5 protein-coding genes and 3 rRNA genes are annotated in these 12,231 nt (G+C 66.2%); all 8 read right to left on the bottom strand.

The window, feature by feature from the left end:
• Positions 1 to 806: 806 nt before the first annotated feature.
• Positions 807 to 923 (bottom strand): 5S ribosomal RNA (gene rrf / locus ACQFYA_RS09425).
• A 122-nt stretch (positions 924 to 1,045) separates the two neighbouring features.
• A 23S ribosomal RNA gene (locus ACQFYA_RS09420) occupies positions 1,046 to 4,159 on the bottom strand.
• A gap of 538 nt (positions 4,160 to 4,697) precedes the next feature.
• Positions 4,698 to 6,223, bottom strand: a 16S ribosomal RNA gene (locus ACQFYA_RS09415).
• The 16S, 23S and 5S rRNA genes sit together here, the layout of an rRNA operon.
• Before the next feature lie 554 nt (positions 6,224 to 6,777).
• Entirely contained in the window at positions 6,778 to 8,037 is a 1,260-nt protein-coding gene (gene tyrS, locus ACQFYA_RS09410; protein WP_499123372.1) for a tyrosine--tRNA ligase, read from the bottom strand.
• A 63-nt stretch (positions 8,038 to 8,100) separates the two neighbouring features.
• On the bottom strand, positions 8,101 to 8,781 hold the full coding sequence (locus ACQFYA_RS09405) for a DNA-3-methyladenine glycosylase (RefSeq protein ID WP_499123370.1): 681 nt from the start codon (positions 8,779 to 8,781) through the stop codon (positions 8,101 to 8,103).
• On the bottom strand, positions 8,778 to 9,407 hold the full coding sequence (locus ACQFYA_RS09400; protein WP_499123368.1) for a uridine kinase family protein: 630 nt from the start codon (positions 9,405 to 9,407) through the stop codon (positions 8,778 to 8,780). Before ACQFYA_RS09400 ends, ACQFYA_RS09405 begins: the two co-directional genes overlap by 4 nt.
• Positions 9,408 to 9,531: 124 nt before the next feature.
• The gene (argH, locus tag ACQFYA_RS09395; RefSeq protein ID WP_499123365.1) at positions 9,532 to 10,998 is read right to left on the bottom strand and encodes an argininosuccinate lyase; all 1,467 of its coding nucleotides are present in this window, start codon (positions 10,996 to 10,998) and stop codon (positions 9,532 to 9,534) included.
• A complete protein-coding gene (locus ACQFYA_RS09390) occupies positions 10,998 to 12,227 on the bottom strand; it encodes an argininosuccinate synthase (RefSeq protein ID WP_499123363.1) in 1,230 nt (409 codons plus the stop codon). The genes argH and ACQFYA_RS09390 overlap by 1 nt, the downstream gene beginning before the upstream one ends.
• Positions 12,228 to 12,231: the final 4 nt, after the last annotated feature.

Genomic DNA, 12,231 nt, shown 5'->3' with positions numbered 1-12,231 from the left:
CGTAGGCCTCTCCGTCCGCGCGCCGAACCCGCGTCGGTCAGCTCCACGGTCTCCGGTCGAGCTACCGCGCCGGTCCTGGCGCTCCTCGCCGTACCGACGATCGGGCCGGCCCGTCGACGGCCTCGCACCGCGCGCGTCCGAGCCACGCCGGTCCGCTCCGCGGTCTCCGGTCGGGCCGCCGCGCCGGTCCTGGCGCTCCTCGCCGTGCCGACGGTCGCCGGAACGCCCGCCGCGGTCGTCGCCGCCGGCAGGTCGCCCGCCCCGCTCCGCACGTGGGCGTCCGGAGTCGGTACCGTAGCCGCCTCGCGACTGGTCAGGACGCCGGCGCTCGTCGCCCGAGCCCCGGTCCGACCCGCGATCGCGGCCCGCACTCGACGACCTCCCCGTACGTCCGCCGTCATGCCCGCCCGAGCGCGCACTTCCGCCACGGGAGGACGATGCTCGACCGCCTGCACCGCCCTTGTTCTCGTCCCGCGGTGATTCGTTCACGGTGTTCCTTCCGACGCCGACACAGCCCGTATTCTCCCACGCCAGCGCCAGCCGAGGACTGTCCAGGCCCCCTCACTCCGTGTGAGAGGACGCACTGGAACAAGGCCCAGGATCACGCCCCGCCAAGCGGATCACGCGACAGGCCATGCGGACGCCTCAACGTCGAGGGCCCGCGTCACGCCGGCGAACGGCACGGCCCACGTCACCGCCCGACCGCCCCCTACCGCCCGACAGCGTCCTGATCAGGGTCCGGCCTGAATCTGGGTATGCGAAAGGCCCACCCCCGGCGTGCGGGGGTGGGCCTTTCGTGAATGGGTGTCCGGCGGCGTCCTACTCTCCCACCCCCTCTCGAGGGCAGTACCATCGGCGCTGAAGGGCTAAGCTTCCGGGTTCGGAATGGGACCGGGCGTTTCCCCAACGCTATGACCGCCGTAACTTTATCGAGTTGTCAGGGTCAAACCCCGTTCCACCTGGTGGTGGTGGGGGTTGGTGCCCGTTTCTCGGGAACCGCACAGTGGACGCGTAGCATGTTATTGACCAAACAGTGTTTGGTGGGTGTGTGAAGTTGTCGGCTTATTAGTACCGGTCAGCTCCGACAGTCTTTCGTCCTGTCTTCCACATCCGGCCTATCTACCCAGTGGTCTAGCTGGGTGCCTTCACCCCCGAGGGGGATGGAAACCTCATCTTGAAGCAGGCTTCCCGCTTAGATGCTTTCAGCGGTTATCCCTTCCGAACGTAGCTAACCAGCCGTGCTCCTGGCGGAACAACTGGCACACCAGAGGTTCGTCCGTCCCGGTCCTCTCGTACTAGGGACAGCCCTTCTCAAGTTTCCTGCGCGCGCAGCGGATAGGGACCGAACTGTCTCACGACGTTCTAAACCCAGCTCGCGTACCGCTTTAATGGGCGAACAGCCCAACCCTTGGGACCTACTCCAGCCCCAGGATGCGACGAGCCGACATCGAGGTGCCAAACCATGCCGTCGATATGGACTCTTGGGCAAGATCAGCCTGTTATCCCCGGGGTACCTTTTATCCGTTGAGCGACGGCGCTTCCACAAGCCACCGCCGGATCACTAGTTCCGACTTTCGTCCCTGCTCGACCTGTCGGTCTCACAGTCAAGCTCCCTTGTGCACTTGCACTCGACACCTGATTGCCAACCAGGCTGAGGGAACCTTTGAGCGCCTCCGTTACATTTTGGGAGGCAACCGCCCCAGTTAAACTACCCACCAGGCACTGTCCCTGATCCGGATCACGGACCGAGGTTAGATGGTCGATGCGGCCAGAGTGGTATTTCAACGATGACTCCTCCCGACCTGGCGGCCGGGAATCATAGTCTCCCACCTATCCTACACAAGCCGCACCGAACACCAATACCAAGCTATAGTAAAGGTCCCGGGGTCTTTCCGTCCTGCTGCGCGTAACGAGCATCTTTACTCGTAGTGCAATTTCGCCGAGCTCGCGGTTGAGACAGCGGAGAAGTCGTTACGCCATTCGTGCAGGTCGGAACTTACCCGACAAGGAATTTCGCTACCTTAGGATGGTTATAGTTACCACCGCCGTTTACTGGGGCTTAAATTCTGGGCTTCACCGAAGTTGACCCGTCCTCTTAACCTTCCAGCACCGGGCAGGCGTCAGTCCGTATACATCGTCTTGCGACTTAGCACGGACCTGTGTTTTTAGTAAACAGTCGCTTCTCCCTGGTCTCTGCGGCCCTCCCCGCTTACCACCGCTAGGGTGTTCACAGTTCAGGCCCCCCTTCTCCCGAAGTTACGGGGGCATTTTGCCGAGTTCCTTAACCACGATTCGCTCGATCGCCTTGGTATTCTCTACCTGACCACCTGAGTCGGTTTGGGGTACGGGCGGCTAGAACCTCGCGTCGAGGCTTTTCTTGGCAGCTGAGGATCACCCGTTTCCCGCATACGCGGTCACTATCAGTTCTCACCCTTGGTGCTCTGCGGATTTGCCTACAGAGCGGGCTACAACCTTGGACGTGGACTACCATCGCCACGCCGGGCTACCTTCCTGCGTCACCCCTGTTAACACGCTTACCTACTACCGGTTCGGGTCCCACGCCGCGCCTGCCGGTGTCGCCCGAAGGCAACGGTGACAGGTTTGGGGCGGTTAGCATCACCGGGCTCGGTATGGGCGGTTCTTCGCCGGTAGGAGAATATCAACTCCTTGTCCATCGACTACGCCTGTCGGCCTCGCCTTAGGTCCCGACTTACCCAGGGCGGATTAACCTGGCCCTGGAACCCTTGGTCATTCGGCGGACGGGTTTCTCACCCGTCATTCGCTACTCATGCCTGCATTCTCACTCGTGTGGGCTCCACCACTAGGTCACCCTGCAGCTTCACTGCCCACACGACGCTCCCCTACCCACCCACACACCTGAACATCGATCAAGTCGATGCTGGGCTAACGTGTGAGTGCCACGGCTTCGGCGGTGTACTTGAGCCCCGCTACATTGTCGGCGCGGAATCACTTGACCAGTGAGCTATTACGCACTCTTTCAAGGGTGGCTGCTTCTAAGCCAACCTCCTGGTTGTCTGTGCAACTCCACATCCTTTCCCACTGAGCACACGCTTAGGGGCCTTAGCCGATGATCTGGGCTGTTTCCCTCTCGACTACGAAGCTTATCCCCCGCAGTCTCACTGCCACGCTATGTCTTACCGGCATTCGGAGTTTGGCTGACGTCAGTAACCTGGTAGGGCCCATCGGCCATCCAGTAGCTCTACCTCCGGCAAGGAACACGTGACGCTGCACCTAAATGCATTTCGGGGAGAACCAGCTATCACGAAGTTTGATTGGCCTTTCACCCCTAACCACAGGTCATCCCCTCAGTTTTCAACCTAAGTGGGTTCGGTCCTCCACGCCGTCTTACCGGCGCTTCAACCTGCCCATGGCTAGATCACTTCGCTTCGGGTCTAGACCCGGCGACTGAATCGCCCTATTCGGACTCGCTTTCGCTACGGCTTCCCCACACGGGTTAACCTCGCCACCGAGCACTAACTCGCAGGCTCATTCTTCAAAAGGCACGCCGTCACCCCTGCTAAGGAGGCTCCGACGGATTGTAGGCACACGGTTTCAGGTACTATTTCACTCCCCTCCCGGGGTACTTTTCACCTTTCCCTCACGGTACTTGTCCGCTATCGGTCACTAGGTAGTATTTAGGCTTAGCAAGTGGTCTTGCCAGATTCACACGAGATTTCTCGGGCCCCGTGCTACTTGGGATCCCCTCTACCAGGCCGCGACATTTCGCCTACGGGACTCACACCCTCTACGGTCCGCCTTTCAATGCGGTTCGACTATGACACGGCTTTCTTACTGGCTGAAGAGTTGTCAGACTCCTCCAGAAGGTCCCACAACCCCGCATGTGCAACGCCTGACAGCTTGACACACACACGGTTTGGCCTCATCCGCTTTCGCTCGCCACTACTCACGGAATATCTCTTCCTGTCGGTACTGAGATGTTTCACTTCCCGACGTTCCCCCCTACACCCTATGTATTCAGATGCAGGTGACTGAGCATGACCCCAGCCGGGTTCCCCCATTCGGACATCCTCGGATCACAGCTTGTTTGCCAACTCCCCGAGGCTTATCGCAGGCTACAACGTCCTTCTTCGGCTCCTAGTGCCAAGGCATCCACCCTGTGCCCTTAAAAACTTCGACACACTACAATATTTCACAGAGATCAGAAAACCAGCCCGACCAACAACGCGGCAACCAGTCCGAAGACCACCACCACGCGCCGACCAGACCAGTACTGAACATCTGGGATGCTCGCGTCCACTGTGCAGTTCTCAAGCAACGGACGAACCCGTGAACCCACCGGCACGCCTACCCCGGCACCAGCCCCCCGAAGGAGACCCACCGAAGCGGTTCACACCAGGCCCACGACCCGTAACCATGCAGATCCAACAAGACCCTCACCATCGCCCACCCACCAGCCAGCACGAAACCCGTGCCGACCACCAGGAAGGGACGCCGATTGCCTCAGGACCCAACAGTGTGCTTGCGGACCAGACCCCGCCCCCACCCACCAGCTTTCCGCCACACCCGGAGCAAGACCCCGAACGCGTGTACTCACCAGCCGGCATGAACCGAACCGATCCTGCTAGTCAATGTTCCACCCATGAGCAACCACCAGACGCTCGAACGGCGCCTCAAGTGGCCTGCTGACCCCCAACGGGGCCTCAGATGCTCCTTAGAAAGGAGGTGATCCAGCCGCACCTTCCGGTACGGCTACCTTGTTACGACTTAGTCCCAATCGCCAGTCCCACCTTCGACCACTCCCCCCGGAAAACCGGTTGGGCCATGAGCTTCGGGTGTTACCAACTTTCGTGACTTGACGGGCGGTGTGTACAAGGCCCGGGAACGTATTCACCGCAGCGTTGCTGATCTGCGATTACTAGCGACTCCGACTTCATGGGGTCGAGTTGCAGACCCCAATCCGAACTGAGACCGGCTTTTTGGGATTCGCTCCACCTTACGGTATCGCAGCCCTCTGTACCGGCCATTGTAGCATGCGTGAAGCCCAAGACATAAGGGGCATGATGATTTGACGTCATCCCCACCTTCCTCCGAGTTGACCCCGGCAGTCTCCCATGAGTCCCCGGCATAACCCGCTGGCAACATAGGACGAGGGTTGCGCTCGTTGCGGGACTTAACCCAACATCTCACGACACGAGCTGACGACAACCATGCACCACCTGTGTACGAGTGTCCAAAGAGAACCCCATCTCGGGGGCTTTCTCGTACATGTCAAGCCTTGGTAAGGTTCTTCGCGTTGCATCGAATTAATCCGCATGCTCCGCCGCTTGTGCGGGCCCCCGTCAATTCCTTTGAGTTTTAGCCTTGCGGCCGTACTCCCCAGGCGGGGCACTTAATGCGTTAGCTGCGGCACGGAACTCGTGGAATGAGCCCCACACCTAGTGCCCAACGTTTACGGCATGGACTACCAGGGTATCTAATCCTGTTCGCTCCCCATGCTTTCGCTCCTCAGCGTCAGTTGCGGCCCAGAGACCTGCCTTCGCCATCGGTGTTCCTCCTGATATCTGCGCATTCCACCGCTACACCAGGAATTCCAGTCTCCCCTACCGCACTCTAGTCTGCCCGTACCCGATGCAAGCCCGAGGTTGAGCCTCGGGATTTCACACCAGACGCGACAGACCGCCTACGAGCTCTTTACGCCCAATAATTCCGGACAACGCTTGCGCCCTACGTATTACCGCGGCTGCTGGCACGTAGTTAGCCGGCGCTTCTTCTGCAGGTACCGTCACTTGCGCTTCTTCCCTGCTGAAAGAGGTTTACAACCCGAAGGCCGTCATCCCTCACGCGGCGTCGCTGCATCAGGCTTTCGCCCATTGTGCAATATTCCCCACTGCTGCCTCCCGTAGGAGTCTGGGCCGTGTCTCAGTCCCAGTGTGGCCGGTCGCCCTCTCAGGCCGGCTACCCGTCGACGCCTTGGTAGGCCATCACCCCACCAACAAGCTGATAGGCCGCGAGCCCATCCCCCACCGAAAAACTTTCCAACCCACACCATGCGATGCAGGCTCATATCCGGTATTAGACCTCGTTTCCAAGGCTTATCCCGAAGTGGAGGGCAGGTTGCTCACGTGTTACTCACCCGTTCGCCACTGATCCGTCCCAGCAAGCTGGGACATCACCGTTCGACTTGCATGTGTTAAGCACGCCGCCAGCGTTCGTCCTGAGCCAGGATCAAACTCTCCGTAAAAGAAGAGAAAACACCACGAACCCCAAAAGAGCCCGCAGCATTCAACGATACTGGCCAGACCAAGCTGAACTGCTCAGTCCGATCCAAAGAAACCAACAAAGGTTCCAAATAATTGGCATTGACTATCAAACACACTGTTGAGTTCTCAAACAACCGACGCACACCCACAAGACCAGGACCTTTTCGATCCTGACCCCGCCGGGGCAACCCCTCAAACTTACTCGGTTCGTCCTGCCCCGTCAAGTTCCGGCCGAAGCCTGAAAGCGAAGGTTCGAACGTCCCGTTCCCGAACGAGGGCGCACTCGGCGTCCTCGTGAAGAAGGATTCGGGGTGTTCGCTCCGGGCCGGCCACCGGTACCCAGCCTCTCGGCTGTCTCCTCGGTGTCCGTTCTCCCTGTCGGGCGAACGACCAGAACATTACACACACTCCGGCCGAGGTGCCAAATCGCGCGCTGACCTGCGGAGATACCTCGACGCGGGACGCCTCCCGCACGCACGAGGGCCCCGGCGGGAGCTCACGCTCCCCCGGGGCCCTCGCCGGCGCAGGCGGTCGGCTACTCGGCGACCGCGACCGCCAGAGTCCGCTTGCCGCGGCGCAGGACCGCGTACCGGCCGTGCAGCAGGTCCTCGGGGCTGAGGGCGGCGTCCTCGGACTCCACCTTCGTGTTGTTGACGTAGGCCCCGCCCTCGCCGATCGCCCGGCGCGCGGCGGCCTTCGACGCCACGAGGCCGGAGCCCACGAGGGCGTCCACCACGAGGTCGCCCGCCTTCGCCGTGGTCCGGGGCAGCTCCGCCACCGCCGCCCCGAGCGTCCCGGCGTCGAGACCGCGCAGCTCGCCCCGCCCGAACAGCGCCTGACTCGCCGCGATCACCGCGTCGGTCGCCCCCTGCCCGTGCACCAGGGTCGTCAGGTCGCCCGCGAGGGCGCGCTGCGCCTCCCGGGCGAACGGCCGGTCGGTGACCTCGACCCCGAGCGCGTCGATCTCCTCGCGGCTGCGGAAGGTGAACACCTTGAGGTACTTCACGACGTCCGCGTCGGCCGTGTTGAGCCAGAACTGGTAGAAGGCGTACGGGCTCGTCAGCTCGGGGTCGAGCCACAGCGCCCCGCCCTCGGACTTGCCCATCTTGGTGCCGTCGGCCTTGGTGATGAGCGGCGAGGTCAGGGCGTGCACGGCCGTGCCGTCGGTCTTGCGGATCAGCTCGACGCCGGACAGCAGGTTGCCCCACTGGTCGTTGCCCCCGAGCTGCAGCGTGCACCCGTGGCGCTCGTAGAGCTCACGGAAGTCCATGCCCTGCAGCACCTGGTAGCTGAACTCCGTGTAGCTGATGCCCTCGTCCGACCGCAGGCGCCTCGCCACGATGTCCTTCGACAGCATGGTGCCCACGCGGAAGTGCTTGCCGACGTCGCGCAGGAAGTCGATCGCCGACATGGACCCGGTCCAGTCGAGGTTGTTGACCATGCGCGCCGCCGCGGGGCCCTCGAAGTCCAGGAACGGTTCGATCTGGGCGCGGATGCGGTCCACCCAGCCCGCGACGACGTCCCGCGACTGCATCGAGCGCTCCGTGGTCGGGCGCGGGTCGCCGATGAGGCCGGTGGCCCCGCCGACGAGCGCGAGCGGCCGGTGCCCCGCGAGCTGCAGCCGGCGCATGTTGAGCAGCTGCACCATGTGGCCGACGTGCAGGCTCTGCGCCGTCGGGTCGAAGCCCGCGTAATAGGTGACGGGTCCCTCGGCCAGCGCAGAACGCAGCGCGGCCTCGTCGGTGGACTGCGCCACCAGGCCTCGCCAGTGCAGCTCGTCGAGAACGTCGGTCACCGTGTGCTCCTCGTGCAAGGGGATCGCGACCCGGCCGGGTCGCCCTCCTAGTGTGCCCGACCGCTACCGCGGACGGCGCCGGGATATCGCGGCCCGGTACGGCGACACGGTGGGCTCGCCGGCGAGCCAGGCACGCCAGGGGAACAGGTCCGCGCGGCCGCCGTCGCCGCTCACCCCGACGCGCGGCCCGGTCGCGACCTCGCCGGCGGCCTTCGTCCCCACGCGCAGGACCAGCGCCCCGGCAGGGTCGGTGACGTCCTCACCGTCGTCCGCCAGACCGATCCCGAGGGCGACGGTGAGCCGCGCCGGTCCGCGGGCCAGGTCCACGTCCGAGCGGGTCACGCCGGCCGCGGCGCGGCGCGCGCGGGCGAGGTCGACGCCCTCGACCACCTCACCGGCGCGCAGCAGCACCGCAGACGCCGTGCCGCGCGGGCTGCACACGACGTTCATGCAGTGGTGCAGGCCCAGGTGCCGATACACGTACACGTGGCCCGGCCCGCCGAACATCGTGCGGTTCCGGGCGGTCTCACCCCGGAAGGCGTGCGAGCCCGGGTCCTCCGCCCCGGCGTAGGCCTCGACCTCGGTGAGGCGCACGGTCACCGTGCCCTCGGAGGTGCGGCGCGTGACCAGCGCGCCCAGCAGGTCCCGCGCCACGACGTGCACGTCGCGACCGAACCACGCGCGGCCCGGCACCTCACCGGGCGCCTCTCCGGGCACCTCTCCGGGCGCCTCCGTCCTCGTCACCGCACGCCCGCCGCGGCCGTACCGGCGGCCCCGTCGAGCACCCGGCCGACGCCGTCGATCCGGACGTCCGCACGCTCCCGCGTGCGCTCGCGCGCGTAGTGGTCGCGCTCGTCGGCCATCCAGCGCAGCCAGTGGTCGAGCGCGTCGGACCCGTCGCGCTCGAGCCCGCGCGCGAGGCGGACCGCGTCGTCGGCCTCGACCCAGACCCGCAGCGCGGCCCGGCCGTCGACCTGGCGGGCGGCGGCGCCGCAGCCCTCGACGACGAGCACGGGACCGGGCTCGACGTCGTGGGGCTCGGCGTACTCCCCGAGCACCCAGTCGTACCGGCGGTACCTGCCGTCGCGCCCGGCGGCGAGCGGGTCCAGGACCCACTCCCCCAGCCGCCGTGCGCCGCCGGCGGGCCCCGCCTCCCAGCCCTCGTAGAGGTCGTCCAGGTGCACGACCTGGCACGCGAACCGCACGGCGAGCTGCGTGGCGAGCGTCGTCTTGCCCGAACCCGCCGGCCCGTCGACGCACACGAGCCGCGTGCGGCGCCACGGCTCGGGCGCGCCGGCGCCCGGGAGCCGCGCCGGCGCCGCGCGCACGCGGGCAGCCAGCAGGTCCAGCACGTCCTCGCTCGTCGTCACGCCCTCACCTTCCTGCGGCTCGCCCGAGCCGATCGTCCTCGACGCCTCGTGCGCCCGCGACCCGCCAACGCCGACGGCCGCGCGCCCCTGGCAGGGCGCGCGGCCGACGACGACGCGGGACCGCTCAGCTGTCGGCCCAGATGCGGAACTCCGCGGACCGCTCCTTGGCCCCCTCGAGCTGCTCCGCGACCCGTGCCGGCGCGGTGCCGCCGACGCCGTCGCGCGACGCCACCGAGCCCCCGACGCTCAGCACCTCGCGGACGCCCGGGGTCAGGTGCTCCGAGATCGCCGCGAGGTCCGCGTCCGACAGGTCCCACAGCTCGATGCCGCGCTGCTCGCAGGCCCGGACGCTGGCGCCCGCTACCTCGTGCGCGACCCGGAACGGGACGCCCTGGCGCACCAGCCACTCGGCGATGTCGGTGGCCAGCGAGAACCCCTGGGGCGCGAGCTCGGCCATCCGGCCCGTGTCGAAGGTGAGCGTCCGCACCATCCCCGCGAACGCGGGCAGCAGCACGGTGAGCGTGGAGACCTGGTCGAAGACCGGCTCCTTGTCCTCCTGCAGGTCCCGGTTGTACGCGAGCGGCAGGCCCTTGAGCGTGGTCAGCAGCCCCGTGAGGTCGCCCACCAGCCGGCCGGCCTTGCCGCGCGCGAGCTCGGCGATGTCCGGGTTCTTCTTCTGCGGCATGATGCTCGACCCGGTCGACCAGGAGTCGTCCAGCCGCACGAAGCCGAACTCCTTCGTGTTCCAGAGGATGATCTCCTCCGACAGCCGGGACAGGTCGATGCCGACCATCGCGGCGACGAACGCGAACTCCGCGACGACGTCGCGCGCCGCGGTGCCGTCGATCGAGTTCTCCACCGGGCCGTCGAAGCCGAGCTCCGCCGCGACCGCCGCGGGGTCGAGCCCCAGCGACGAGCCCGCGAGCGCCCCCGAGCCATAGGGCGAGCGCGCGGCGCGCACGTCCCAGTCCAGGAGCCGGTCGACGTCGCGCAGCAGCGGCCAGGCGTGCGCCAGCAGCTGGTGCGCGAGGAGCACCGGCTGGGCGTGCTGCAGGTGCGTACGGCCCGGCATGACGGCGTCGCCGGCGGCCTGCGCCTGGACGATGAGCGCGTCCACGACGTCGAGCACCTGGCGGACGACCGTCCGCGCCTGGTCGCGCAGGTACAGGCGTACGAGCGTGGCGATCTGGTCGTTGCGGGAGCGGCCCGCGCGCAGCTTGCCACCGAGGTCCGCGCCCGCGCGCTCGATGAGGCCGCGCTCGAGCGCGGTGTGCACGTCCTCGTCCCCGAGCACCGGCAGGAAGGCCCCCGACTCGACGTCGGCGAGCAGGACGTCCAGCGCGTCGAGCATCCCTGACAGCTCGTCGTCGGTCAGCAGGCCGGCGGCGTGCAGCACCCGGGCGTGCGCCCGGGACCCACGGATGTCGTAGGGCGCGAGCACCCAGTCGAAGTGGGTCGACTGGGAGAGTGCCTGCAGCTCCGGCGACGGGCCGCCGGAGAACCGGCCGCCCCACAGCGACACGTTGTCCGACGGCGACGTCACCGTGCCGTCGGACCCCGCGCCGCCGGACGGCGTGATCTCCGAGCCCATCAGAACTCCCCGGTGCCGAAGTCCACGCCGTTGCCGAACTTCTCGTCGCGGGCGGCGGCCTGCTTGGCCGCCAGGCCGTAGATCTCGATGAAGCCCTTGGCGTGCGACTGGTCGAACGAGTCGCCCTCGTCGTACGTGGCGAGGTTGAAGTCGTACAGGCTGGACTCCGAGCGGCGGCCCGTCACGGTGGCCCGCCCGCCGTGCAGCACCATGCGGATGTCGCCGGAGACGTACTTCTGCGTCTCGTCGATGAACGTGTCGAGGTTCTTCTTGAGCGGGGAGAACCACATGCCCTCGTAGACGAGCTCGGTCCAGCGCTGCTCGACGGTCCGCTTGAAGCGGGCCTGCTCGCGCTCGAGCGTGACGTTCTCCAGCTCCTGGTGCGCGGCGATGAGCGCCACGGCGCCCGGCGCCTCGTAGATCTCGCGGGACTTGATGCCCACCAGGCGGTCCTCGACGATGTCGATGCGGCCCACGCCCTGGGCGCCGGCGCGACGGTTCATCTCCTGGATGGCCTGCAGCGGGGTGACCGCCACGCCGTCCAGGGCGACGGGCACGCCCTGGTCGAACGTGATGACGACCTCGTCGGCGACCGGGGGGAACGTCGGGTCGTCGGTGTAGGAGTAGACGTCCTTGGTGGGCTCGTTCCAGATGTCCTCGAGGAAGCCGGTCTCCACCGCGCGGCCCCACACGTTCTGGTCGATCGAGAACGGGTTCTTCTTCGTCGTCGCGATCGGCAGGTCGTGACGCTCCGCGTACTCGATGGCCTTCTCGCGGGTGAGGGCGAGGTCGCGCACCGGGGCGATCGTCTTGAGGTCGGGGGCGAGCGACGTCGTCGCGACCTCGAAGCGCACCTGGTCGTTGCCCTTGCCGGTGCAGCCGTGCGCCACCGTGGACGCGCCGAACTGGCGGGCCGCGCGCACCATGTGCTTGACGATCACCGGGCGCGAGATGGCCGACACGAGCGGGTAGCGGTCCAGGTACATGCCGTTGGCCCGCAGGGCGGGCATGCAGTACTCGGCGGCGAACTCGTCGCGCGCGTCCGCGATGTACGCCTCGACGGCGCCGCAGTCGAGGGCGCGCTTGCGCACGACGTTCATGTCCTCGCCGCCCTGGCCGACGTCGACGGCCACGGCGACGACCTCGGCCCCGGTGGCCTCGGCGATCCAGCCGATGGCCACGGAGGTGTCCAGGCCGCCGGAGTAGGCGAGCACGACGCGATCAGTCATCTCA

Source organism: Promicromonospora sp. Marseille-Q5078, assembly GCF_050315395.1.
Taxonomy (GTDB): Bacteria; Actinomycetota; Actinomycetes; order Actinomycetales; family Cellulomonadaceae; genus Isoptericola.
This window is presented reverse-complemented; position numbering and strand designations above follow the sequence as displayed.